Raw genomic sequence first — 24,246 nt, forward strand, 5'->3', positions numbered from 1 at the left:
ACCGATGAGTGGCGGGTGCCTGTGGGGTCTGCCCTGACGACAGCGGACCCCGTCCAGGGACTTTCAGGGAAAGAAGGCGCCCTCATGAGCAAGCTCGTTCTCACCGGCTTCGTCAGCCTCGACGGCGTCCACCAGGCCCCCGGCGGCCCGCAGGAGGACACCAGTGACGGATTCGCGCAGGGCGGCTGGACCGTGCCGTACGGCGACGACGACTTCGGCAGGTTCGTCGACGAGGTCTTCCGGCGCGTCGGCGCGTTCCTCCTCGGCCGCCGCACGTACGAGATCTTCGCCTCGTACTGGCCGAAGGTGACCGACCCCGGCAACCCGGTCGCCTCCCGGCTGAACGGCCTGCCGAAGTATGTCGCCTCCGCCTCCCTCACGAACCCCGGGTGGTCCGGCACCACGGTCCTGCGCGGAGACCTCGCCGAGGAGGTCACCGCACTGAAGGAGAAGACCGAGGGCGAGCTCCAGGTGCACGGCAGCGGCGCCCTCGCCCGGTCCCTGCTCGGCCTCGGCCTCATCGACACCGTGCACCTGCTGACGTTCCCGGTCGTGCTCGGCGCCGGCCGTCGCCTGTTCGCCGAGGGCACCGCCCCGACCGCCTTCCGGCACACCGGCGGCGTGATCACCTCGACCGGGGTCTCCATCCAGTCGTACGACCTGGCCGGGAGCCCCGAGTACGGCTCGTACGACCTGCCCGGGAACGCCTGACCGGACGGAATCACCTCATGGAATTCACCTTGCCAACTCCGCGAAAAAGCACAGGACTTGACGGCAAACTCCACACTTTTGACATTGACATGCCAACATCTACGCGCGTCATCATGGATTCATGAACTTCCCCCCACGACACGCCACCCGTATCGGCGCCGCAGCCGCCCTGCTGTCCGCCCTCCTCGTCGGCGGCACGGTCTCCGCCGCCCCCGCGGGCGCCGCCCCCACCGCGGTCGGCAGCATCTGCCACGGCGACCTGCCGGCGCAGGCGCACGCGACCCTGGACCTCATCGAACAGGGCGGCCCCTACCCCTATCCGCAGGACGGGACGACCTTCCAGAACCGCGAGGGCATCCTCCCCGGCCAGCCGACCGGCTACTACCACGAGTACACCGTCGAGACCCCCGGCAGTGACGACCGCGGAGCCCGCCGCATCGTCACCGGCGAGGAGCACGAGGAGGACTACTACACGGCCGACCACTACGCGTCGTTCGACCTGGTCGACTACGGCTGCTGAGGGCCGTCCTCCTCGCACACCCTGGCCCCGCGGACCCCCCCACACATCTGCCGCGGGGCCAGGCACATCCCCTGCGGCACGTCTCAGCCGGCGGGCTTGCGGATCTCGGCGGCGGCGAACAGTGCCAGGGCCAGCACGACCAGGGCGACGCTCGCGTAGATCTCGTGCCCGTCGAGGAAACCGACCCGCTGCACCAGCCCGATGTGCCAGTCGGTGAACTCGTGCACCAGACCCATGCCGCCCTGGACGAGGGCGATCAGTCCGAGGAACTCCAGCAACTGCTTCATGGTCATGACTCTCGCCCCGCGCACCCCCACACGCATCGGCCACGGGGTGAGGCCCGGCCTGCCGAAGTCTGCGATCTCCACCGCGCCACCGCGCCGAAAGTAGCCGGTGCCACGACTTTGGTCGGCGATCCCGCGCGCGGGGAGGTGGCGGGGCCGGGCCCTGCGTAGATTTGTCGACCGTGAAAGGTGACAGGAGGGCGCAGCCGGCGCCGGCGTTCGCGGGACGCCGGTGGCTGTTCCCCTCCGCCCTGATCCACGCGCTCGACCCGGACGCGGGGCTGCGAGGGCGCCGACCGCGGCGTACCGCGCGCGACTGGCTCGTCGACTTCTCCTGCTTCTTCCTGGCCGTCGTCGTCGGCCTGCTCGCGGCGGACTCCATGACGCCGCAGAACACCCCGCACGCGCTCCTGGTCGTCGACCAGTGGCTCGGCGCCCTGTCCTGCGCCGCGGTGTGGCTGCGCCGTCGCCGGCCGGTCGGGCTCGCGATCGCGATGATCCCGGTGGGCTTCGTCTCCAACACCGCGGGCGGCGCCGGCCTGGTCGCCTTCTTCACCCTCGCCGTGCACCGGCCCTTCCGCTACGTGGCCTGGATCGGCGGTGTCTCCCTCGCGCTGGTCCCGCTCTTCTTCTGGTTGCGCCCCGAACCCGAGATGCCCTACCTGGTGGCCGTCGCGTTCACCGTGCTCCTCAGCGTCTGCGTCATCGGCTGGGGCCTGCTGGTGCGGTCCAAACGGCAGCTGATGCTCAGCCTGCGCGACCGCGCCCGGCGGGCCGAGACGGAGGCCGTCCTGCGCGCCGAGCAGGCACAGCGCCTCGCCCGTGAGGCGATCGCCCGGGAGATGCACGACGTGCTCGCCCACCGGCTGACCCTGCTGAGCGTGCACGCCGGAGCCCTGGAGTTCCGGCCGGACGCGCCCCGCGAGGAGGTCGCGCGCGCGGCCGGGGTGATCCGGGAGAGCGCGCACGAGGCCCTGCAGGACCTGCGGGAGATCATCGGCGTCCTGCGGGCCGGTGAGGCCGACGACACCGGCCGTCCCCAGCCGACGCTGGCCGCCCTCGACACGCTTGTCGCCGAGTCCCGAGAGGCCGGCGGCAAGGTCACGCTCGACCTGCGGGTCGCCGACCCGGAGGCCGTCCCGGCCTCGGCCGGCCGCACCGCCTACCGCATCGCCCAGGAGGGCCTGACCAACGCCCGCAAGCACGCCCCCGGCGCCGAGGTCACGGTGTCCGTGACCGGCGCGCCCGGCGAGGGCCTCACCGTCCACATCCGCAACCCCGCCCCCGAGGGGGACGTACCGCACGTCCCGGGCTCCGGGCAGGGCCTGATCGGACTGACCGAGCGCGCCACTCTGGCCGGGGGACGGCTGGAGCACGGCGAGCTGGCCGACGGGGGCTTCGAGGTGCGGGCCTGGCTGCCGTGGGGGCGCCCGTCCGGTGAGTGATCACGTATCCTCCCATGTCGCTGCCGGCACATGGCAGTCGACTCGGGGACGGCGACCGGCCGGTGCCGGTGCGGCCGTCCACGGCGCAGGTGCCGGGAGGGAACAGCACAGTGAGTGCCGGGGGACCACATCCGTACCAGCCCCAGTGGCCACCGAACGGCGCCCCGCCGCCCCTGCCTCCCGGCCAGGGACCGTACCTGGGCTTCGCCACCGGCCCCGTGGTACGGGTGGGTGATGCGCCGGCTGCGCGACCGGTGCGGGGTACGGCCGCGGGCCGACATCGGTGGCACCGGGCTGGCGGCTGGTCGGCACGACCGTGATTACCGGGATCGCTTCCTGCGCCGGGCGGAGAAGAAACTCAGGCGTCTTCAGCGGGAGCTGTCCCGTAAGGCCAAGGGATCGAAGAACCGGGCCAAGGCCCGCATCAAGGTCGCACGCCAGCACGCCAAGGTGGCCGACCGGCGTCGGGACTGGCACCATAAGGCATCCACGCAGATCATCCGCGACAACCAAGCGGTGTACGTGGAAGACCTCGCGGCGTCCGGCCTCGGCCGCACCCGGCTCGCCAAGTCCGTGCACGACGCGGGATGGTCCGCGTTCGTCGGCATGCTGGAGTACAAGGCGGCTCTGCACGGCCGCACCTTCGCCAAGGTGGACCGCGCTTTCCCGTCCTCTCAGGTCTGCTCGGCCTGCGGATTCCGGGACGGTCCCAAGCCCTTGCACGTCCGGGAGTGGACGTGCGGCGAATGTGGCACCGTGCACGACCGCGAACGCAACGCAGCCCGCAACGTCCTCTTCGAAGGACGCCGAATCGTCGCCGCCGGACGGGCGGAGACGCTAGACGCCTGTGGAGCGCCGGTAAGACGGGCACCCGTGCCCGCACAGCGCGGTGAAGCAGGAAGCCCCCGGAAGGGGCAGACGACCCAGGCCGGAATCCCTGGACTTTAGGCCAGGGAGCACGTCAAGTGAGGACCATGACTGCGATCAGAGTGCTTCTCGTCGACGACGACCCGCTGGTGCGGGCCGGGCTGTCCTTCATGATGGGCGGCGCCGAGGACATCCGGATCGTCGGCGAGGCCGCCGACGGCGGGGAGGTCGAGGCGCTCGTCGACCGCACGCGGCCGGACGTCGTCCTGATGGACATCCGGATGCCCGCGGTCGACGGCCTCACCGCCACCGAGCGGCTGCGCGCCCGCCCGGACGCCCCGCAGGTCGTGCTCCTGACCACCTTCCACGCCGACGATCAGGTGTTGCGGGCGCTGCGCGCGGGTGCCGCCGGATTCGTCCTCAAGGACACCCCGCCGGGCGAGATCGTCGACGCCGTGCGCCGGGTCGCCGCCGGTGACCCCGTGCTGTCGCCCACGGTCACCCGCCAGTTGATGGAGCACGCGGCCGGTACCGCCGCCGACACCCGGCGCGCCCGCGCGCGGGAGCGCATGGCCGCCCTGAACGACCGCGAACGCGAGGTGGCCGTAACGGTCGGCCGGGGCCTCGCCAACGCCGAGATCGCCACGGAGCTGTTCATGAGCGTGGCCACCGTCAAGACCCACGTCTCCCGCATCCTCGCCAAGCTCGACCTCAACAACCGCGTGCAGATCGCCTTGCTGGTGTACGACGCGGGGCTGCTCGACGGGGACAGGCATTAGAGGGCCGTCTGCGGTCTGCGGTCTGCCGTCAGTCGTCCGGCACCTCCCGGGCAGCGGGGCCGAACCACCCGTTCGGGGGGATGCCGCTCGCGCCCATCCGGGAACCCCTCGTCTGGGTGGCGGCCGCCGGCCGTCCTGCCGACGATCGAGAGACGAGCCGCAGTTCACGATGAACCGTTCCGTCCACGCCCCCGCCCGCCCGCGGCCGGCCGAGAGGGCAGCACCCCCGGCGGAGCTGTCCCTCGAAGACCGCCTCGCGCTCATCGACGCGGCGATGACCGTACGGCTGGACGAGGCGGCCGTCGCCTACGAGGTCCGGGCCGCGCATCTGCACACCGAGCCGGTCGACCTTGCGGAGGTCGTCACCGTCCCGTTCGGTACCGGCCCCGCGAATCCGTACGTGACGCCGGTCGCGGCGCTGCTGCAGCGCGCCCATCAGCGGCTGCTCTCCGACGGCTGGTGCGGCGGCGCCCTGGTCGACGCCGAAGGCGCCCGTTGCATGCAGGGAGCCGTCCGGATCGAGGCACGCGGCGACCGGGTCCTGGAGAGCGGCGCCCTCGCCGTGCTGCTGGACGCCGTACGGCGCCGTTTCGGCGACGACGTCGACTCCGTGCCGGGCTTCAACGACGCCTTCGGCTCCGGCCACGTCCCGGTCCGGATGGTCGCGGAGGCCGCCGGCCTCGCCGACGCCCGCGGCCTGTGACACCGCCCGCGCCAAAGGGGCTGCAGGAAGCCGCTCTTGAGGCGCCTGCACACATGACGCCGTGGACGACTACCTCGCGGAGGGCAGGCTCCCGCGGGCCGGCAGATGCTGTGCCCGGGGCCGGGAGCAGCTGACCGGTCCGGCGGAGCCGGGTCGGGCACCCTTCGGCTGTGCCGTGCGTTGTGGTGGTGACGGGAGGCGAGCGACATGACGGACGTGGTCGATCTCGGGGAGTTCGGCGCGGAGTTCCTGGCGGACCCGCGCCCTGTGTACGCGCGGCTGCGGGCACGCGGCCCGGTGCACAGGGTCCGCCTGCCGCGGCCGGAGTCCCACCGCGAGGCCTGGCTCGTGGTGGGGTACGAGGAGGCGCGCGCCGCGCTCGCCGACCCGCGGTTGTCCAAGGACGCCACCGAGCTCGGGGTGACCTTCCTCGACGAGGAGCTGATCGGCAAGCACCTGCTGGCCGCCGACCCGCCTCAGCACTCGCGGCTGCGCGGGCTGGTCACGCGCGCGTTCACGGCCCGCCGGGTGGCGGCGCTGCGCCCCAGGGTCCAGCAGATCACCGACGACCTGCTGGACGCGATGCTCCCGCACGGCCGTGCCGACCTGGTGGAGTCCTTCTCGTACCCGCTGCCGATCACCGTCATCTGCGAGCTGCTGGGGGTGCCCGAGCTGGACCGGGCCGCGTTTCGCGCGATGTCGACGGAGGTGGTCGCCCCCACCGACGGCGACCGCGAGTACGAGGCCGTGGTGCGCCTCGGGGAGTACCTCACCGAGCTCATCGAGGACAAGCGCTGCGCCGGGCCGGCCGACGACCTGCTCAGCGCACTGATCCGCACCACCGCCGAGGACGGCGACCGGCTCTCCCCGACGGAACTGCGCGGCATGGCGTACCTCCTGCTCGTCGCCGGCCACGAGACGACCGTCAACCTCCTCACCAACGGGGTCCACGCCCTGCTCACCCACCCCGCACAACTGGCCGCCCTGCGGGCCGACATGGGCCTGCTCGACGGCGCGATCGAGGAGATGCTGCGCTACGAGGGGCCGGTGGAGACGGCGACGTACCGGTTCGCCGCCGAGCCGATGCAGTCGCGGGCGCGACCGTCGAGAGAGGCGAGGCGGTGCTGGTCGGGCTCGCGGCGGCGGGCCACGACGAGGCCCGTTTCACGGAGCCGCACCGCTTCGACATCCGCCGCGACCCCCGCACCCACCTCGCCTTCGGGCACGGCATCCACTACTGCCTGGGTGCGCCCCTGGCCCGCCTGGAGGCCCGCACGGCACTGCGCACGCTGCTGGAGCGCGCCCCCGGCCTCGCGCTGGACGGGCCGCCCGGCCCTCACCTGCCGGGCATGCTGATGCGCGGCATGCGAAGCCTCCCGGTGCGCTGGTGACGCCGGGCGGCCCGAGCAGGCGCCGGCACCCAGGTCGCCGCGCCCCCGCGTCGCCTGCCCCCGTCATCCCGGCCGGCGCCTTGTCTGCGCCCGTGTCACCCGCGCCCGGCCGGTGCCGGCCGGCGGGGCGCCTGTCGCGTCGGGGAGGCGCGGGGGTACCGGTCGCCCGCCGCGCCATGGAGTACCGGCAGTCCGCGACGGCACTCCTGGAGCCTGCCGGCGGCAGGCACCGCCGGTGTCCGCGGCTGATCCGCCGGGCAGGCCCCGCCGCTACCGCAGAACCGGCTCCTGACCCCCCGGCACCTCCCCGAGCCGCACGGGTCTGTGCTCCTGGCGTGACAGGGCGCAGGCCTCGGCGATCCGCAGCGCCTGCAATGCCTCGCGGCCGTCGCACGGATTCGCCCGCTCGCCGCGCACCACCTCGATGAAGGCGTTCAGTTCGGCCTCGTAGGCGGGCCCGAAGCGCTCCAGGAAGGTGGTCCACGGCTTGCTCGCGGCCGGGGGCCCGGTCGGCTCGGTGGACGCGATCGGCGTACGGTCGTCCAGGCCCACCACGACCTGGTCCAGCTCCCCGGCCAGCTCCATGCGCACGTCGTAGCCGGCGCCGTTCAGCCGCGTCGCGGTCGCCGTCGCCAGGGTGGCGTCGTCGAGGGTGAGGACCACCGCCGCGGTGTCGACGTCCCCGGCCTCGCGGAACATCGGCGGACCGGCGTCGGACCCGGCGGCGTACACCTCCGTCACCTCGCGCCCGGTCACCCAGCGCAGTACGTCGAAGTCGTGGATGAGCGTGTCCCGGTACAGCCCGCCGGACAGCGGCAGATACGACACCGGCGGCGGCGCCTGGTCGGAGGTCATCGCGCGTACCGTGTGCAGCCGGCCGAGCCGCCCGGAGCGCACCGCCTCGCGGGCGCCGCCGTAGCCGGCGTCGAAGCGGCGCTGAAAGCCCATCTGCAGGACCGTCCCGGCCGTCTCGACCTCGGCGATCGCGTGCAGCGAGCCGGGCAGGTCGAGGGCGATCGGCTTCTCGCAGAACACCGGGAGTCCCGAGCGTGCGGCCCGCCCGATCAGATCGGCGTGGGCGGCGGTCGCCGTCGTGATCACCACCGCGTCCACGCCCCAGCGGAAGATCTCGTCCACGCCGGGCGCGGCGGTCTCCCCGAGCCGGTGTGCCAGCTCCTGAGCCCGCGCGGGATCCGCGTCCGTGAGGATCAGGGAGCCCACGTCACGGTGGCGGCTGAGCGTGTTCGCATGAATGGTGCCGATGCGGCCCGTCCCGATGACCCCGATGCGCATGAAAACAAAGTGGAGCCGCATCCACCGCACTGTCAATGCTTATGTCCGGACAATCGGACTACACAACTTCCCGTCAACCCGTCACGGAGCTACGCTCAGGCCCGTGCCGAAACCAGACGTGGACCCGACCGTGAAGCTCGACCTGAGCGTGGACCGCAGCTCGCCCGTGCCGCTGTACTTCCAGCTGTCCCAGCAGCTCGAAGCCGCCATCGAGCAGGGCACGCTCACGCCCGGCAGCCTGCTGGGCAACGAGATCGAGCTCGCCGCGCGGCTGGGTCTGTCCCGGCCCACGGTCCGCCAGGCCATCCAGTCCCTGGTCGACAAGGGACTGCTGGTGCGCCGCCGTGGCGTCGGCACCCAGGTCGTGCACAGCCAGGTCAAGCGCCCGCTGGAGCTGAGCAGCCTCTACGACGACCTGGAGGCGGCCGGGCAGCGTCCCGCCACGAAGGTCCTGGTCAACACGGTCGTTCCGGCGTCCGCGGAGGTGGCGGCCGCCCTCGGTGTCGCGGAGGACAGCGACGTCCACCGCGTCGAACGGCTGCGGCTGGCGCACGGGGAGCCGATGGCGTACCTGTGCAACTACCTGCCCAGCGGCCTGATCGAGCTGGACACGGGGCAGTTGGAGGCGACCGGCCTGTACCGGCTGATGCGGTCGGCCGGGATCACCTTGCACAGTGCCCGCCAGTCCATCGGCGCCAGGGCCGCCACCGCCGCCGAGGCCGAGCGGCTCGGCGAGAGCGAGGGAGCGCCGCTGCTGACCATGCAGCGCACGACGTTCGACGACACCGGCCGCGCGGTCGAGTACGGCACGCACACCTATCGCCCGACCCGCTACTCCTTCGAGTTCCAGCTGCTCGTACGACCCTGACGGGCAGGCCGCCCAGCACGTCGTTCGTCGCAATGTCCGGACAATGCGACCGCGTCGTGGTCCCCGGCCGTGGGGCGGGTCATCCCCGTGTTCGATACTGGGGCGTTTGGGCCGGTGGGACGACCGGCCCCGCGTACCGAAGAACACAGCGAGAAGGGCACGGCCTCGTGGCACGGTTTGGGACCGGGTTTCGCACCTGGGTAGGCATCGCGGTGGCAGGGACGCTCTGCGCGTCGCTCGCGGGGTGCAGCAGCACCGGCGGCAAACGCGCCGAGGACGCCCGCAAGGCCGCGGCCGCGCAGGGGAAGGCCGCGGTCGACACGCCACGCTGGACCTTCGCCATGATCACCCACTCGGGTGACGGCGACACCTTCTGGGACATCGTCCAGAGCGGCGCCGAGCAGGCCGCGGTCAAGGACAACATCAACTTCCTCTACTCCCACGACGACGAGGCCCAGCAGCAGGCGCAGCTCGTGGACGCGGCCGTCGACAAGAAGGTCGACGGAATCATCGTCACCCTCGCCAAGCCGGACGCGATGAAGGCCGCCGTCGCCCGTGCCGTCAAGGCGGGCATCCCCGTGGTCACCGTGAACTCGGGCTCGGCGCAGTCCAAGGAGTTCGGCGCGCTGACCCACATCGGGCAGGACGAGACCATCGCCGGCCAGGCGGTCGGCGAGGAGCTGAACAAGCGCGGCCGGAAGAAGGCGCTCTGCATCCTGCACGAGCAGGGCAACGTCGGCCACGAACAGCGCTGCGCCGGCCTGAAGGAGACCTTCGACGGCACCGTGCAGAACCTCTACGTCACCGGCACCAGCATGCCCGACGTGCAGTCCGCCATCGAGGCCAAGCTGCAGTCGGACCGTTCGGTCGACGCCGTCGTCACCCTCGGCGCGCCGTACGCCGACACCGCCGTCAAGGCCAAGCAGGGCGCCGGCAGCGACGCCGAGATCGACACCTTCGACCTGAACGCCAAGGTGGCCGCCGGACTGAAGGGCGGCACCCTCGGCTTCGCCGTCGACCAGCAGCCGTACCTCCAGGGTTACGAGGCGGTCGACCTGCTGTGGCTGTACAAGTACAACGCCGATGTCCTCGGTGGCGGCAAGCCGGTGCTCACCGGCCCGCAGATCATCACCAAGGACCAGGCGGGCGCCCTGGCGGAGTACACGGAGCGGGGCACCCGATGACCGCGATCACTGACGAAAGGATTCTGCACAGCTCTCCGCTGCGGAAGCTGCTCAGCCGCCCGGAACTGGGCTCCGTCGTCGGCGCCGCCGCCGTCTTCCTGTTCTTCGCCCTGGCCGCCGACAGCTTCCTGAAGGCGTCGAGCCTGAGCACGGTCCTCTACGCGTCCTCGACCATCGGCATCATGGCGGTCCCGGTCGCGCTGCTGATGATCGGCGGCGAGTTCGACCTGTCCGCGGGCGTCATGGTGACGTCGTCCGCGCTGATCTCGTCGATGTTCAGCTTCCAGATGACGGCGAACGTCTGGGTCGGCGTCGGCGTCTCGCTGCTCGCCACCCTCGCCGTCGGCGCCTTCAACGGCTTCATGCTCACCCGCACCAAGCTGCCGAGCTTCATCATCACGCTCGGCACCTTCCTGATGCTGACCGGCATGAACCTCGGCTTCACCAAGCTGATCTCCGGCACGGTCTCCACCAAGACCATCGCCGACATGGAGGGCTTCCCCGGCGCGCACGACGTCTTCGCCTCCACGCTGACCCTCGGTGGCGTCAACGTCAAGATCACGATCCTGTGGTGGTTCGCGCTGGTCGCCCTCGCCAGCTGGATCCTGCTGCGCACCCGCGCCGGCAACTGGATCTTCGCCGTCGGCGGCAACGAGGACGCGGCCCGCGCGGTCGGCGTGCCCGTGGCCCGGACCAAGATCGGCCTCTACATGGGGGTCGCGTTCGGCGCCTGGATCTCCGGCCAGCACCTGCTCTTCAGTTACGACGTCGTCCAGTCCGGCGAGGGCGTCGGCAATGAGCTGATCTACATCATCGCCGCCGTCATCGGCGGCTGCCTGATCACCGGCGGCTACGGCAGCGCGGTCGGCTCGGCGGTCGGCGCGTTCATCTTCGGCATGACCAGCAAGGGCATCGTGTTCGCCGAGTGGAACCCCGACTGGTTCAAGTTCTTCCTCGGAGCGATGCTGCTCCTCGCGACCCTGCTCAACGCCTGGGTCCGCAAGCGCGCGGAGGCGGCCAAGTGACGCGGGCGGTGGGACGTACGGCACTCGTGGAGCTGTCCGGCGTCAGCAAGAACTACGGCAACGTCCGCGCCCTCGAAGGCGTCTCCCTGGAGGTGCACGCGGGGGAGATCACCTGTGTGCTCGGCGACAACGGCGCCGGCAAGTCCACCCTGATCAAGATCATCGCCGGGCTGCACCAGCACGACGGCGGCACCCTGCGCGTCGACGGCGAGGAGACCCGCCTCGGCTCCCCGCGCGAGGCCCTGGACCGCGGCATCGCCACCGTCTACCAGGACCTGGCCGTCGTCCCGCTGATGCCGGTCTGGCGCAACTTCTTCCTCGGCTCCGAACCCCGCAAGGGCGCCGGTCCCCTCAAGCGCATGGACGTCGACCTCATGCGCCGCACCACCCACTCCGAACTGCTGCGCATGGGCATCGACCTGCGCGACGTCGACCAGCCCATCGGCACCCTCTCCGGCGGCGAGCGCCAGTGCGTGGCGATCGCGCGGGCCGTCCACTTCGGAGCCAAGGTCCTCGTGCTGGACGAGCCGACGGCGGCGCTCGGTGTGAAGCAGTCCGGGGTCGTCCTGAAGTATGTGGCGGCGGCACGGGACCAGGGTCTGGGTGTTGTGTTGATCACCCACAACCCGCATCACGCGTACATGGTGGGCGACCGTTTCGTGCTCCTGAAGCGCGGCGCGATGGCGGGCAGCCACACCAGGGACTCGATCACCCTGGACGAGCTGACAAGGCAGATGGCAGGCGGAAACGACCTGGATGATCTACGTCACGAGCTGCAGCGCCGGTAGCGGCGGGGCTGTGTCAATATGCGGCTCCGCCGCGTGGGCGCGAGAACCCACAACGGAGCCGCACCCGGCAGACAACCCGGAGCCCCCACGATCCCCTTACCGCACCCAGAGTCACGGTGAGGCAGAATCGGCGTCGATGAGCACCTACCGCGACCTCGCCTTCCCCAAGGCCCTGAGCAACGCCCGGGTGACCGGCGGCGCCCCGATCGGCTCACGGCGCGCGACAGCACTGCGCACCGTGGGCACCCGGGAGCGCCGTTCCCACCTGACGGCACCCCGTGTGCCCACCGTCGGCATCGACATCGGCGGTACCAAGGTGATGGCGGGTGTCGTGGACGCCGACGGCAACATCCTGGAGAAGCTCCGCACGGAGACGCCGGACAAGTCCAAGAGCCCCAAGGTCGTCGAGGACACCATCGTCGAGCTGGTCCTGGACCTGTCCGACCGGCACGACGTGCACGCCGTCGGCATCGGCGCGGCCGGCTGGGTCGACGCCGACCGCAACCGCGTGCTGTTCGCCCCCCACCTGTCCTGGCGCAACGAGCCGCTGCGCGACCGCATCGCCGGCCGCCTCGCCGTCCCGGTCCTGGTGGACAACGACGCCAACACCGCCGCCTGGGCCGAGTGGCGCTTCGGCGCCGGCCGCGGCGAGGACCACCTCGTCATGATCACGCTCGGCACCGGCATCGGCGGCGCGATCCTGGAGGACGGCCAGGTCAAGCGGGGCAAGTTCGGCGTCGCCGGTGAGTTCGGCCATATGCAGGTCGTGCCCGGCGGCCACCGTTGCCCGTGCGGCAACCGCGGCTGCTGGGAGCAGTACAGCTCGGGCAACGCGCTGGTGCGCGAGGCGCGCGAGCTGGCCGCGGCCGACTCCCCGGTGGCGTACGGGATCATCGAGCACGTCAAGGGCAGCATCGGCGACATCACCGGCCCGATGATCACCGAGCTGGCCCGCGAGGGCGACGCGATGTGCATCGAGCTGCTCCAGGACATCGGCCAGTGGCTCGGCGTCGGCATCGCGAACCTGGCCGCCGCCCTCGACCCGTCCTGCTTCGTGATCGGCGGCGGGGTCTCGGCCGCCGACGACCTGCTCATCGGCCCCGCCCGGGACGCCTTCAGGCGGCACCTCACCGGCCGCGGCTACCGTCCCGAGGCCCGCATCGTGCGCGCCCAGCTCGGCCCCGAGGCAGGTATGGTCGGCGCCGCCGACCTCGCCCGCCTGGTCGCCCGCCGCTTCCGGCGCGCCAAACGGCGCAGGGTGGAGCGGTACGAACGCTACGAGCGGTACGCGCAGGCCCGCCGAGGCCAGGAGGCGCCATGACGAACCGGCTGCCGCAGCAGACCGCCCCCGCCGACGCGCCGCCGCCGGCCGAGGACCGCCGCCATGTGATCCGCCGCCGGGCACTGACCCTGCTCATCATCGTGCTGCTCATCGGCATCCCGGCCGGCTATCTGGTGATCTCCGCCAACCAGAGCCGCGCCAGCGGCAAGGACAAGGAGGAGAAGTACTCGGCGCGGGGACTGACCGAGGGCTGGCCCTCGAAGGTGCAGCGGAGGCTGTACCAGGTGCCGATACCGCATCCGGCCAACAAGGTCGCCTGGTACGAGACCAACAACTGGAAGACCAGCCGGCTCTACGTGCAGTTCCAGACCACCCACGCCGGGCTGGACGCCTTCCTCGAGCAGGTGGGCGCCGAGCGGAGCGAGCTGGTCGAGGGCGACATCACCATCGGGGCGCGCGACCGGCACGTCACGGGCTGGACGTTCTCGGGCACGGGCGCCCGCCCCGGCGCGAACTGGGGCCTGGTCCGCCAGCGGAAGAACCCGAAGCCGACTCAGGACGTCGTGGTGAACACCGGCAACCCGACGTACCCGATGGTCTACGTCGTCTCGCGGCTGACTCCGTGACCGGTCCGGTGCCGCCCGTCGGCCGGAGCCGATTGTCAGACCCCGCCCGTAGAGTCGAAGACAAGTGATCCGATCTGCGGGCGGGAGGTGGCAGGACGTATGGGTGAACCCGGGTCCGTGCCGGTCCGGCTGGCCGCCGTCTTCCTTCCCGCGCCGGTTCCCCGTGAGGGACGCGTGGCCTTCTGGGACCCGGACGACCGGGGCACGGCGGCCGTGCCAGGCCTCACCTCCACACAGCTGACCGTCGTACGGCCCCATGGGGCCGGTGTCCGCCGCAAGGAGACGCAGGCGCTGACCCTGCCGGTCGGCGAGGCACTGCCGTCACTCGTCCGCGCCCGGCACGACCCGGCCGCCCACCCCGCCACGGCCTGCTGGGGCGCGGCGGCCCTGCACGCGCTGCGGCTCGCCGCCCGTGGCCGCCTGCTGCCCGGCCTGACGCCCACCGGGCACGACGCCTGGCGGGCCGGACCCCTCGACCCCGACGACATCGCCCACCTGCGCGCGGTGGCCGCCGCCCTGCCCCACGAAGGGCACGCCGTGCCGATTCCCGGCCCGGGACCGCTTCTGCTGCCCGAGCGGGAGGCGCTGATGCGGGCCTTCCTGGACGCGGTCGCGGACACGCTGCCGCGCACCCCCGCCGCCGCCCACGCCTGCGGCAAGCCCTTCGCGGCCCTGCCGCCGCAGCGCCTGCCCGCCGCCCACGAGTGGGCCGCGGAGGTCGCCGCCGGGATGGACGCGGGTGTACGGATCTCGCTGCGCCTGGACCTGGCGGCGTACGACCTGTTCGAGACGGGGGACGACGGCGACCGGATGCGCCGGGCGGGCGCGGCGATCGTGCAGGTGCACAGCCTCGCCGACCCGACGCTCGTCGTGGACGCGGCGGCGCTCTGGGCGGGGGACACGGACGCCGAGTTCGGTCCCCGCGCGCGGGTGGACGCCGCGCTGGCGGTCCGGCGCGCGGCGCGCGTCTGGACGCCGCTGGACCGGCTCGCCGAGCAGGACGTGCCCGACGTGCTCGCCCTGTCCGAGCCCGAGCTCGGCGACCTGCTGGGCGCGGCGGCCGCACGGCTGGCCGCGGCGGGCGTCGCCGTGCACTGGCCCCGCGACCTCGCGCGCGACCTGACGGCGGCCGCGGTGGTACGGCCGGCTCCGGGCTCGGCGACCGACGGCACCGGCTTCTTCGAGAGCGAGGAGCTGCTCCAGTTCCGCTGGCAGCTGGCGCTCGGCGGGGAGCCGCTCAGCGAGACCGAGATGGACGCGCTCGCCGAGGCCCACCGCCCCGTCGTACGGCTGCGGGACCAGTGGGTCCTGGTCGACCCTGCACTCGTGCGCAAGGCCCGCAAACGCGAACTGGGCCTGCTCGACCCGGTGGACGCCCTGTCCGTCGCGCTCACCGGCACCGCGGAGGTCGACGGCGAGCAGGTCGAGGCGGTGCCGGCCGGCGCGCTCGCCGCCCTGCGGGACCGCCTCACCGCGGGAGTACGGCCCGCCGAACCGCCCGAGGGCCTGCGCGCCACCCTCCGCGACTACCAACTCCGGGGCCTGGCCTGGCTCGACCTGATGACCTCCCTCGGCCTCGGCGGCTGCCTCGCCGACGACATGGGCCTCGGCAAGACCGTCACCGTCATCGCCCTCCACCTCAAGCGGGCCCGCGCGGAGCCCACCCTGGTGGTCTGCCCGGCCTCCCTGCTGGGCAACTGGCAACGTGAGATCGAGCGGTTCGCCCCCGGCGTCCCGGTCCGCCGCCACCACGGTACGGAACGCACGCTGACAGGCCTCGACGGCGGCTTCGTCCTCACCACGTACGGCACCATGCGCGCGGCGGCGGCGACGCTCGCCCAGCAGAAGTGGGGCATGGTCGTCGCCGACGAGGCGCAGCACGTCAAGAACCCGTACTCGGCGACGGCGAAGGCCCTGCGCACGATCCCCACGCCCGCGCGCGTCGCCCTGACCGGCACCCCGGTCGAGAACAACCTCTCCGAGCTGTGGGCGCTGCTGGACTGGACGACGCCCGGTCTGCTCGGCCCGCTGAAGTCCTTCCGCGCCCGGCACGCGCGTGCCGTGGAGAACGGCGAGGACGAGGAGGCGGTGGCCCGGCTCGCCCGCCTGGTCCGCCCGTTCCTGCTGCGCCGCAAGAAGTCCGACCCGGGCATCGTCCCCGAACTGCCGCCCAAGACGGAGACCGACCACCCGGTGCCGCTCACCCGGGAGCAGGGCGCGCTGTACGAGGCGGTGGTGCGCGAGTCGCTGCTGGCGATCGAGACGGCGGAGGGCATCGCGCGCCGTGGCCTGGTGCTGAAGCTGCTGACCTCGCTGAAGCAGATCTGCGACCACCCCGCGCTGTACCTGAAGGAGGAGCACGGCCCCTACGGCGGCGACCGCCTCGCCGCCCGCTCCGGCAAACTCGCCCTGCTTGACGAGCTGCTGGACACGCTGCTCGCGGAGGACGGCTCGGCGCTGGTCTTCACGCAGTACGTCGGCATGGCCCGGCTGATCACCGCCCACCTGAGCGCGCGGGCCGTACCGGTGGACCTGCTGCACGGCGGCACACCGGTGCCGGAGCGCGAGCGCATGGTGGACCGCTTCCAGGACGGCACCACGCCGGTCCTGGTCCTGTCCCTCAAGGCCGCCGGCACCGGCCTGAACCTCACCCGGGCGGGCCACGTCGTCCACTTCGACCGGTGGTGGAACCCGGCGGTCGAGGAACAGGCCACCGACCGCGCCTACCGCATCGGGCAGACCCAGCCCGTGCAGGTCCACCGCCTCGTCACCGAGGGCACGGTGGAGGACCGCATCGCCGAGATGCTGGAGTCCAAGCGCGCCCTGGCCGACGCGATCCTCGGCTCCGGCGAGGCGGCGCTCACGGAACTGACGGACCGTGAGCTGTCCGACCTCGTGTCACTGCGGAGGGAGTCATGACGGGGGAGCGGGGGCGGTCCCGGGCGTGGGGTGACGGTGAACCGACCGGCGAGGGACGGGTGCCGGGCGAGGGCGAACGTCCTGACGACTTGGCGGAGCCGGCCGAAGAGGCCGCTCAGGCGCGGCCGGCTGATGTGGCGCGCCGGGCGTTGTGGGCGGCTCGGGGGCAGGGGAGCGGGACGAAGGATCAGGGCGATGCCCTGGACGAGCGGAGCCTGCCAGGGGACCGGCAGCCGCAAGCCGCCGCTCCCGGCCCCGGACCGGGCAGCCCCGCGAGCCGCGCGTCCCGGCCGGGCGACGCCGCTCGGGCCGCGTTGAGGCAGGCGGTGGCGCAGCGGCGGGGGAGTGCCGAGGAGGCCGGGGCGGTCGAGGCGCCGGGGGAGGGGCCGGCCCCGAAGGCCGGCGGAGCCGGCGCGGCAGAGGCGTCGGGCGCAGGTGGGCCGTCGGAGGCCGGCGGCGCTCCCGCGGCAGGGGCATCGGGTGCCGCACCGCGCCCCGTCCCCAGGAGTTCGCAGCACGCCGACTCCGCCGCTGCCGCCGCCGCCGATTCCGACGCCGACGCCGCCGCCGATTCCGATGCCCACGCCACTGCCGCCGCTGACGGCGACGCCGCCGCCGATTCCGACGCCCACGCCGCTGCCGGCGCCGGACCCTCCGGCGAGGTCCCTGACGCGGAGGCCCCGGCCACGGCGCCCGCCGCCACCCGTCCCGCGGACGTCGCGCGGGACGCGCTGCGGGCCGCCCGGAGCCGGCGAAAGGCGCAGCAGGCGCGGGAGGACGCCGGAGCCACGGGCGTCGAGCCCGCGCCCCGCCCGACGCCAACGGGCCCGGGCACGCCTCGCGGTTCGGCGGATCGGTCACGACGCCCGCGTGCGCTGGGCGAGTTGTTCGCGAACACCTTCGGGACGCCGGGACCGGCGGATGCGCCCGCCGCCCCGGTCGATCCGGGACCCACGGCCGCATGGACGGCCGCGGCAGCAAGATCCGCGCCACCTCCCGGTCCGTCCCCGGAGCCCACCCCCGCCGCCACGCCCCCGCGCGTGCCCCGTTCCATGGCATCCCCTCACCGCGACGGTGACCTGCGCCGCACCTTCCCCGCGTTCGCGCCCCGCCCCTCGGACGACGACGCGGCATTCGCCGAGACCTGGTGGGGCAACGCCTGGATCACCGCCCTGGAGCGGGGCGCGCTGGACGTCAAGCGGCTGGCGCGCGGCCGTGGTTACGCCCAGCAGGGCCACGTGGACGCGATCACGGTGACCCCCGGCCTCGTCCTCGCCTACGTCCGTGGCAGCCGCCCCCGGCCGTACCGGGTGCAGGTGCGGCTGCGGACGCTGGACGACGCGGACTGGGAGCGGTTCCTGGACGCCGCCGCCGACCGGCCGGGGCATATCGCCGCGCTGCTCGACAAGGAGATGCCGCAGTCGCTGGCCGACGGCGACGTGCCGTTGCTCCCCGGCCCCGGCGATCTCGACCCGCGCTGCAGCTGTCCCGACCGCGGCCACCCCTGCAAGCACGCCGCCGCTCTCTGCTACCAGACCGCACGCCTGCTCGACGCCGACCCCTTCGTGCTGTTTCTGCTCCGCGGCCGGGGCGAACGCGAGTTGCTCGACGCCCTCTCCCGCCGCAACGCCACCCGTGCGGCCCGTGCCGCCCAGGAGAAGGAACCGGCCCCGCTGCCGGGCGTCCGCGCGACCGAGGTCATGGCACGACGTGAACTCCCGCCGCTGCCGAGCCCGTTGCCCGCTCCGGCGCACCCCGAGCAGCCCCCGGTGTACCCGGCGGCCCCGGGGGGCCCCGACCCGTTCGCGCTGGACCAGCTGGCCACGGACGCCGCCGCCCGCGCCCACGCGTTGCTCGTCACCGGCCGTGACCCGGTGGCGGAGCTGACGCTGTGGCAGGACGCGGTACGGCTCGCGGCGGCACGCCCCGGCTCCGGCCTCACCGCGGGCACGCGCGCCCTGTACTCCTCGCTCGCCTCCGCCGTGGGCCGTACGCCGGCGGAGCTGGCGCGGGCGGTCGCGGCCTGGCGGCAGGGCGGCCTGGACGGCCTCGCCGCCCTGGAAGAACCGTGGGATCCTCCGGCCGGCCGCTTCGACCGCGCCCGCCCCCTCCTCCTCGCCGCGGACCTGCCCGCCTTCCGCCCCTGGCGCAACCGCCTCACCCACCCGGGCGGCCATGTCCAGCTCCGCCTGGGCCGCGACGCCCTGTGGTACGCCTACGAGTCCGAACCCGGCCAGGACGACTGGTGGCCCCGAGGCACCCCGGACCCCGATCCTGTCGGCGCCCTCACGGGTCTCGGCGGTGCGGACGGACTCTGAGTATCGGGCTCCGCCGTCAGGGGCCCCGGGCCGCAGGACAGGCCGGCCATGTCCTCGCGGACCAGGGGCCCGTGGCGGTCACCGGGAGAGCGGGACCGGTTCCGTGGTCACTGTCGAGGTGAACGCCGGACGGCCCGCCTGACGGGCGGTGACCTTGACGCGGGTCCGTCCCCGCTCGTCGGGTTCCGCGGGCTCCGCCGTGATCAGGCAGGGCTGGTCGAACTCGACGTAGCGCAGGAAGGTCGTGTCGAAGCAGACGGCGACGGAGGCACGTGGCATGGCCTCGGCCAGTGCTGCCTGACCGGCCGCCTCCAGGAGCACCATGCCCGGGACATGGTCGTGCGGGTGGTCGAAGAGCACGGTGTGGCGGGTGTCGAGCCGGAGCGTCCAGGTGTGGGCGGTCCCGGTCGGCGTCAGGACGACGTCCTTCTCCGCCGTGCGGCCGACGCGCAGCGGCGGTACCGGCGCGGTGAGCGGCAGTGCCCGGGCGAAGGCCTCGCCCGCGTCGGAGTAGGCGCCGCGCAGCCGGTCGTAGATCATCGGCGGATGGGTGGTGTACCGCACGTCGGCGGTGGCCAGCCGGACGCCGTCGCGCAGCGCCTCGACCCGCGCGGACAGGTGGACGGAGCCGAGCCGGCGCCTCGTCACCCCGGTGCAGGTGATGAGCAGTTCGATCGACGCGGGCTCGTGCCCCGCCTTCAGGCCTCCGGGTTCGATGTCGCAGCGCAGGCGCTCCCAGCCGAGCCGGTGGTCCAGCGGGATGTCGTGCTGTGTGTGGGTCAGCAACGCGAGTGCCTGGCGGATGGTCTCCGTGACGAGGAGCGGGGAGTAGCGCCCGCTCTGCACGTAGAAGGGGTGGCGGGCCGGCCAGTGCGCGGTGACTGTCTGCGCCTCGCCGGAGATCCCGTCCCATGAGGTGATCAGGGCCTCGGTCCGTACCGCCTTGCGTACCAGCGACCCGGTGGAACCTTCGGGTATACGGGTGCCCAGGCCGGACCGGCCGGTGGTGTCGGTAGCCATACGTCTTCGCTCCCCCGAGAACGACGTGCTGGACAGGTGACATGCTGAACTCTTGCGGGATCCTTGGATCCGCGTGCATAAAATAAAGAAGAGTTTTCTTTTTGTCGAGGCGTAACGAGGCTGCGCATGGGTGTCCGGGCTGTCAAGCAGGAGAGAGCGGTCCGCACACGTGCGGCCCTGATACGAGCGGCCGCGGAGGTCTTCGCGGAGTCCGGCTTCGCCGGGGCGACCGTCACGCAGATCGCCGAGCGGGCAGGACTGACGCTCGGGGCCATGTACTTCCACTTCAGGTCCAAGGAGATGCTGGCGCGCGAGATCGTCGCCACCCAGCCCGACCTCGTGGTGCCCCCGTTGGAGTCGGAAGGGCTCCAGCACGCCATCGACCTGACGCTCACGTGGGCGTACCAACTGCGCGACAATCCCGTCCTGCTCGCCGGAGCGCGCCTGGTCATGGACCAGGAACTCTTCCTGGAGCGGAGCGAGAACTCCCACCAGCAGTGGACGAAGGTGCTCATGGAGGACTTCGAAGTGGCGCGCAACAGACGTGAATTGCGCGCGGGAGTGGACGAGGAAGGGCTCGCCAGGCTCATCGTCAACGCGTGCACAGGTGCCCAGATGCACGCCCGTCTCGAAAGCGATCACCTGGACCTGCCCGCGCGGGTGGAGGAGATCTGGCGGTTCCTGTTGCCCGCCGTGGCCGTGCCGAGCGCCGCGAAACGTGTCGAACTGGGCGCGGCGAGGGGGAGGACGCAGTGAACGCCGGCGACCGCGGCGCCCCCGCCGTGGTGGTGACGGGCGCCACCGGTGCCGTGGGCCGGCACGTGGCCCGCGTGCTGGCGGGGCGGGGACCGGTGCGGTCCCTGGTGCGCGACACGGCCAAGGCCGAAGCCCTCGGGATCGGGGGTGAGATCGTCGTCGGCGACTACCAGGACAGAGCCGGCCTGGAGCGGGCCTTCGCCGGAGCCGGGGCCGTCTTCGTGGTCACGGCCGACCCGTTGCGCCCGCAGGACGACGCGCACATCCTCGACGCCGCCCGGGCCGCCGGGGTGCGCAGGGCGGTCAAGCTGTCGTGGCTGGCGGTGGCCGACGCCCGTGCGAACGACCTCGTCGCCCGCTGGAACCGCGAGAGTGAGCAACTGCTGCGGTCCTCGGGCCTCGCCTGGACCGTGCTGCGGATGCGCACACCGATGTCGAACGCCCTTTCCTGGGCCCCCTCGATACGCCGGGAGTCGGTCGTGCGCGCCCTGGGCGGGGACGCGCGCACCGCGTGCGTCGACCCCCGCGACGTGGCCGAGGCCGCCGCGCGCGCCCTGACCGAACCGGAACACGAAGGCATGACCTACGCGTTGACGGGCCCGGAGCTGCTCTCGGCACGGGAGCAGACCGATACCCTCGCCCGAGTACTGGGGCGGCCGGTGGGGTTCGAGGAACTCACCCCGGAGCAGGCCCTGGCACGATGGTCCACGCGCCTGCCCCGCCCCGTGGCGGAGGCCCTGCTGGAGGCCGCGCAGCGGCGGCAGGCCGGGGAGTCCGCCGAGGTCGAGGGCGACCTCGGCCGGTTGCTCCGGCGACCGCCCACCACCTTCGCGGCCTGGGCGGCCGACCATGCGGCCGCGTTCGGCTGAGTGCGCGTACCCGTTGGCCACAGCACATTCGACGACAAGACACAAGTGGGGGAGACGAAATGCTGGGCGACCTGGACAGTCAGGGGCTGCTGCGAGGCAAGACCGTCATGGTGACCGGTGCGTCCAGCGGCATAGGCAGGGCCGCCGCGCGGCTCTTCGCCGCGCAGGGAGCGGCGGTGGTCGTGATGGCGCGGCGCGAGGCGCACTTGCGTGCGCTGGCGGCCGAGATCACCGAGGACGGCGGCCGGGCCGGGGTGGCCGTGGGCGACGTCACGCGCCCCGAGGACGTGCGACGTGCCGTCTCCATGGCCGTCGATGCCTTCGGCGGTCTGAACGCCGCCTTCAACAACGCCGGTTGGGGCACCGTCGGCACCACGCTGCACGAGACCGACGACGCCGTGTACGAGCAGATCATGGACGTCAACGTGCGAGGTGTGTGGAACTGCCTCAAGTATCAGATCCCGGCCATGATGAAGCAGGAGACCGGCGGCTCGATCGTCAACACGTGCAGCATCGCCGGGGCGTTCGCGACCGGTGCGCTGGCGCCGTACGTGGCCGCCAAGCACGCCGTGCTCGGCCTGACGCGGGCGGCCGCGGCCGAGTACGGCGCGCACGGTATCCGTGTCAACGCCCTGATGGTGGGAACCACGCGCACCGAGCTCGTCGAGCAGGCGATGAAGAAGATCCCGGATCTGGAGTCCGCCGCGGGAGCGCGCGCCGTCATCCAGCGGATGGCCGATCCGCTGGAGGTGGCCCGGGCCGCCGGCTGGCTGTGCAGCGACCAGTCCTCGTTCGTCACCGGGGGCGCGGTCCCCGTCGACGGCGGATGCAGCGCCGTCTGATCCCCTCAGGTCAACTCCGTGCAACGGGACGGAGGATGCCCGTGGGCCTCGCCGGACGGGTCCGCGGCGGTGGCCGACGCGGCGGTGACGCCGTTCAGGATGAGCCGCCAGGCGGCGGTGAGCTGCCCGACGGCGTCCTGAGGCGGGCTGCCGGGGGTGGTGACGTTCTCCCGCACGCAGATCTCGGCCCCCCGCACCAGCAGCACGCACAGCGAGGCGACGGCTGCCGGGTCCACTCCGCTGCGCAGCTCCTGGGGAGTGGCCCGCAGCTGTTCGAGCAACACCGGCGCCCACATGGCGATCCAGGCGTCCGGCGGGCCGGTCTGCCGCTCGCGCGCCAGGCGCGCGGCGGCCCGGACGAGGACCTCGTCCTCGAGCAGCCCGACGAGAGCGAGTGTGAGGGCCACGGCGGCGTTGAGGGGCGGTTCCCCGCCCTCGGTCACCCGCGCCACCACCCTCCGGGTGATCGCCTCGCCCTGGGCCCGCACCACGTCGGCCAGTTGCTCCTTGCTGGAGAAATGGAAGGTGAGGGCGCCCATGGAGACGCCCGCGGTGCGGCTGATCCGGGTGAGGGAGGCGCCGTCGTACCCGTCGCGGTCGAACTCCGAAGCGGCGGCCCGCACCAGGGCGTCACGCGTCCGGGCGGCTCGTGCCTGTTTCACCAAGGCCCCTTCCTGGCACCCGGCACTGGCAGGGGCGCAGTGCGGTCGGCACGACTCTACGGAGCCGTGGAGGGCCGGTCAGGGACCGGCCTTTCGAAAAAACAAAAAGCACACTACTATTTTGCCAGTCGTTGGTGATGGGGCCGGTGCGGCCCCATCCGCAATCAGCGCATAAGGGGGGCACGGGGGATATGGACATCAAGGTCCTGGGGGTGCTGACCGTCACGGAGGGGGAAACGCGCATCGCGCCCGCGGCAGCGGAGCCACGCCAGGTGCTCGCGCTCCTCGCGGTGCTGGCCGGCCGCGTCGTCCCGAGCGACCTGCTGATCGGGGACCTCTGGCCCGACAGGCCACCCCACCAGGCCAAGCTCATGCTGCAGACCTACGTCAGGCAGCTGCGGGAACTCATCGCGATCGCCCTGCGCGACCGCGAGCGCAGCGGGGCGACGCGGGGCCGGCTCGACCGGCAGGCGGCCGACATCCTGGCCGACACCCCTGGTGGGTACAGGCTCGACAGCGGCGGTGACACCAGCGACGCCTGGGACTTCGAACGGTCCGCCGGCGCCGGCTACCGCGCCATGGCCGCGGGAGACCTCGCCACGGCCGCGCGGCGCCTTCGCGAGGCACTCGGGCTGTGGCGGGGCGAGCCGTTCGCCGACGTGGCGGCCGGACCGCACCTCGCCGCCCAGAGCGCCCGCCTGTGGCTGTCCCGCGAACGCGCGTTCGGGCAGTGGATCGAAGCGGAACTGCGCCTCGGCCGCCACCGGGAGCTGGCCGCCGACCTGCCGCTGGTGCAGGTCCCCGGCCGCGTCCGCGACCAGCTCCCCGCCATTCTGAACCGGTGCGCCGACCAGGACCAGGCCCTCGCGGCCTACCAGCAGTTGACCCAGAGGGCGCCGTCACCTCACCCCACGGCTTCCCCTCGTGTCCCGGTACCTGGGCAACGCCTCTACGGGCGCGCGCTGCCGGAGCCTCGCGGCCGCGTGGCGGGGTCCACGCGCTACGGCATGGCGGCGGGCAAGGCACGCACCGCGCCGCTCAGCAGGCCCTGAGCCGCCCCCATCGACGAGGACCTGCCGTCGACGGGCGCCGCC

The 24,246-nt window shown here is 72.9% G+C and carries 22 protein-coding genes and 1 pseudogene; 19 read left to right on the forward strand and 4 right to left on the reverse strand.

Annotation, left to right across the window (positions count from 1 at the left end; all coding sequences use genetic code 11):
- Window positions 1-84 precede the first annotated feature (84 nt).
- Both ACIHCM_RS12175 and ACIHCM_RS12180 read left to right on the forward strand, forming a co-directional pair.
- Window positions 85-711 (forward strand): dihydrofolate reductase family protein, encoded by a 627-nt coding sequence (locus tag ACIHCM_RS12175; RefSeq protein ID WP_399893144.1) that lies wholly within the window; start codon window positions 85-87, stop codon window positions 709-711.
- 121 nt (window positions 712-832) lie between these two features.
- A complete protein-coding gene (locus ACIHCM_RS12180; RefSeq protein ID WP_399893147.1) occupies window positions 833-1,231 on the forward strand; it encodes a ribonuclease domain-containing protein in 399 nt (132 codons plus the stop codon).
- A gap of 83 nt (window positions 1,232-1,314) precedes the next feature.
- On the opposite strand, the gene ACIHCM_RS12185 is transcribed toward ACIHCM_RS12180, so the two are convergent.
- On the reverse strand, window positions 1,315-1,518 hold the full coding sequence (locus ACIHCM_RS12185) for a hypothetical protein (RefSeq protein ID WP_399893149.1): 204 nt from the start codon (window positions 1,516-1,518) through the stop codon (window positions 1,315-1,317).
- A gap of 170 nt (window positions 1,519-1,688) precedes the next feature.
- Between ACIHCM_RS12185 and ACIHCM_RS12190 the strand changes: the two genes are divergently transcribed.
- The 5 genes and pseudogenes from ACIHCM_RS12190 (at window position 1,689) to ACIHCM_RS12210 (ending at window position 6,700) form a co-directional block, all read left to right on the forward strand.
- Entirely contained in the window at window positions 1,689-2,960 is a 1,272-nt protein-coding gene (locus tag ACIHCM_RS12190; RefSeq protein ID WP_399893151.1) for a sensor histidine kinase, read from the forward strand.
- A 234-nt stretch (window positions 2,961-3,194) separates the two neighbouring features.
- Complete coding sequence (locus tag ACIHCM_RS12195; RefSeq protein ID WP_399893154.1) at window positions 3,195-3,908, forward strand: RNA-guided endonuclease TnpB family protein; 714 nt, start codon at window positions 3,195-3,197, stop codon at window positions 3,906-3,908.
- A 26-nt stretch (window positions 3,909-3,934) separates the two neighbouring features.
- Entirely contained in the window at window positions 3,935-4,606 is a 672-nt protein-coding gene (locus tag ACIHCM_RS12200; protein WP_399893157.1) for a response regulator, read from the forward strand.
- A gap of 169 nt (window positions 4,607-4,775) precedes the next feature.
- Window positions 4,776-5,309: a hypothetical protein gene (locus ACIHCM_RS12205; protein WP_399893160.1), complete on the forward strand. Its 534-nt coding sequence runs from the start codon at window positions 4,776-4,778 to the stop codon at window positions 5,307-5,309.
- A gap of 207 nt (window positions 5,310-5,516) precedes the next feature.
- Window positions 5,517-6,700 (forward strand): annotated as a pseudogene (locus tag ACIHCM_RS12210) (cytochrome P450).
- 270 nt (window positions 6,701-6,970) lie between these two features.
- On the opposite strand, the gene ACIHCM_RS12215 reads toward ACIHCM_RS12210, so the two are convergent.
- On the reverse strand, window positions 6,971-7,993 hold the full coding sequence (locus tag ACIHCM_RS12215; RefSeq protein WP_399893163.1) for a Gfo/Idh/MocA family oxidoreductase: 1,023 nt from the start codon (window positions 7,991-7,993) through the stop codon (window positions 6,971-6,973).
- Window positions 7,994-8,123: 130 nt separating this feature from the next.
- Between ACIHCM_RS12215 and ACIHCM_RS12220 the strand changes: the two genes are divergently transcribed.
- From ACIHCM_RS12220 to ACIHCM_RS12255, 8 genes are all read left to right on the forward strand, one after another.
- Window positions 8,124-8,861, forward strand: a complete 738-nt coding sequence (locus ACIHCM_RS12220) for a GntR family transcriptional regulator (protein WP_399893400.1) — start codon at window positions 8,124-8,126, stop codon at window positions 8,859-8,861.
- A gap of 206 nt (window positions 8,862-9,067) precedes the next feature.
- Window positions 9,068-10,045 (forward strand): sugar ABC transporter substrate-binding protein, encoded by a 978-nt coding sequence (locus tag ACIHCM_RS12225; RefSeq protein WP_399893403.1) that lies wholly within the window; start codon window positions 9,068-9,070, stop codon window positions 10,043-10,045.
- The gene (locus tag ACIHCM_RS12230) at window positions 10,042-11,070 is read left to right on the forward strand and encodes an ABC transporter permease (RefSeq protein ID WP_399893167.1); all 1,029 of its coding nucleotides are present in this window, start codon (window positions 10,042-10,044) and stop codon (window positions 11,068-11,070) included. The genes ACIHCM_RS12225 and ACIHCM_RS12230 overlap by 4 nt, the downstream gene beginning before the upstream one ends.
- Entirely contained in the window at window positions 11,067-11,858 is a 792-nt protein-coding gene (locus ACIHCM_RS12235; protein WP_399893170.1) for an ATP-binding cassette domain-containing protein, read from the forward strand. The genes ACIHCM_RS12230 and ACIHCM_RS12235 overlap by 4 nt, the downstream gene beginning before the upstream one ends.
- A 136-nt stretch (window positions 11,859-11,994) precedes the next feature.
- Window positions 11,995-13,179, forward strand: a complete 1,185-nt coding sequence (locus ACIHCM_RS12240) for an ROK family glucokinase (RefSeq protein WP_399893173.1) — start codon at window positions 11,995-11,997, stop codon at window positions 13,177-13,179.
- Window positions 13,176-13,766 carry a sugar kinase gene (locus tag ACIHCM_RS12245; protein ID WP_399893178.1) on the forward strand — a complete coding sequence of 197 codons (591 nt, stop codon included), beginning with the start codon at window positions 13,176-13,178 and terminating at the stop codon, window positions 13,764-13,766. Before ACIHCM_RS12240 ends, ACIHCM_RS12245 begins: the two co-directional genes overlap by 4 nt.
- Window positions 13,767-13,865: 99 nt before the next feature.
- Window positions 13,866-16,685 carry a DEAD/DEAH box helicase gene (locus ACIHCM_RS12250; protein WP_399893181.1) on the forward strand — a complete coding sequence of 940 codons (2,820 nt, stop codon included), beginning with the start codon at window positions 13,866-13,868 and terminating at the stop codon, window positions 16,683-16,685.
- Window positions 16,686-16,999: 314 nt separating this feature from the next.
- Window positions 17,000-19,003, forward strand: coding sequence for an SWIM zinc finger family protein (locus ACIHCM_RS12255; RefSeq protein WP_399893405.1), 2,004 nt, complete (start codon window positions 17,000-17,002; stop codon window positions 19,001-19,003).
- A 78-nt stretch (window positions 19,004-19,081) separates the two neighbouring features.
- Here ACIHCM_RS12255 and ACIHCM_RS12260 read toward each other — a convergent pair whose 3' ends face one another.
- Complete coding sequence (locus ACIHCM_RS12260; RefSeq protein ID WP_399893183.1) at window positions 19,082-20,023, reverse strand: ScbA/BarX family gamma-butyrolactone biosynthesis protein; 942 nt, start codon at window positions 20,021-20,023, stop codon at window positions 19,082-19,084.
- Window positions 20,024-20,149: 126 nt separating this feature from the next.
- On the opposite strand from ACIHCM_RS12260, the gene ACIHCM_RS12265 reads away from it, so the two are divergent.
- Genes ACIHCM_RS12265 through ACIHCM_RS12275 form a run of 3 tightly spaced genes read left to right on the forward strand, consistent with a single transcriptional unit; the run spans window position 20,150 to window position 22,490 of the window.
- The gene (locus ACIHCM_RS12265; RefSeq protein WP_399893187.1) at window positions 20,150-20,779 is read left to right on the forward strand and encodes a ScbR family autoregulator-binding transcription factor; all 630 of its coding nucleotides are present in this window, start codon (window positions 20,150-20,152) and stop codon (window positions 20,777-20,779) included.
- Window positions 20,776-21,648, forward strand: coding sequence for an NAD(P)H-binding protein (locus ACIHCM_RS12270; protein ID WP_399893189.1), 873 nt, complete (start codon window positions 20,776-20,778; stop codon window positions 21,646-21,648). Before ACIHCM_RS12265 ends, ACIHCM_RS12270 begins: the two co-directional genes overlap by 4 nt.
- 59 nt (window positions 21,649-21,707) lie before the next feature.
- A complete protein-coding gene (locus ACIHCM_RS12275) occupies window positions 21,708-22,490 on the forward strand; it encodes an SDR family NAD(P)-dependent oxidoreductase (RefSeq protein WP_399893192.1) in 783 nt (260 codons plus the stop codon).
- A gap of 5 nt (window positions 22,491-22,495) precedes the next feature.
- Here ACIHCM_RS12275 and ACIHCM_RS12280 read toward each other — a convergent pair whose 3' ends face one another.
- The gene (locus ACIHCM_RS12280) at window positions 22,496-23,152 is read right to left on the reverse strand and encodes a TetR family transcriptional regulator (protein ID WP_399893194.1); all 657 of its coding nucleotides are present in this window, start codon (window positions 23,150-23,152) and stop codon (window positions 22,496-22,498) included.
- Window positions 23,153-23,343: 191 nt separating this feature from the next.
- Between ACIHCM_RS12280 and ACIHCM_RS12285 the strand changes: the two genes are divergently transcribed.
- Window positions 23,344-24,204, forward strand: a complete 861-nt coding sequence (locus ACIHCM_RS12285; RefSeq protein ID WP_399893197.1) for a BTAD domain-containing putative transcriptional regulator — start codon at window positions 23,344-23,346, stop codon at window positions 24,202-24,204.
- The last annotated feature ends 42 nt before the right edge of the window (window positions 24,205-24,246 follow it).

The sequence above is a fragment of the Streptomyces sp. NPDC052023 genome (assembly GCF_044548465.1).
Classification (GTDB): Bacteria; Actinomycetota; Actinomycetes; order Streptomycetales; family Streptomycetaceae; genus Streptomyces.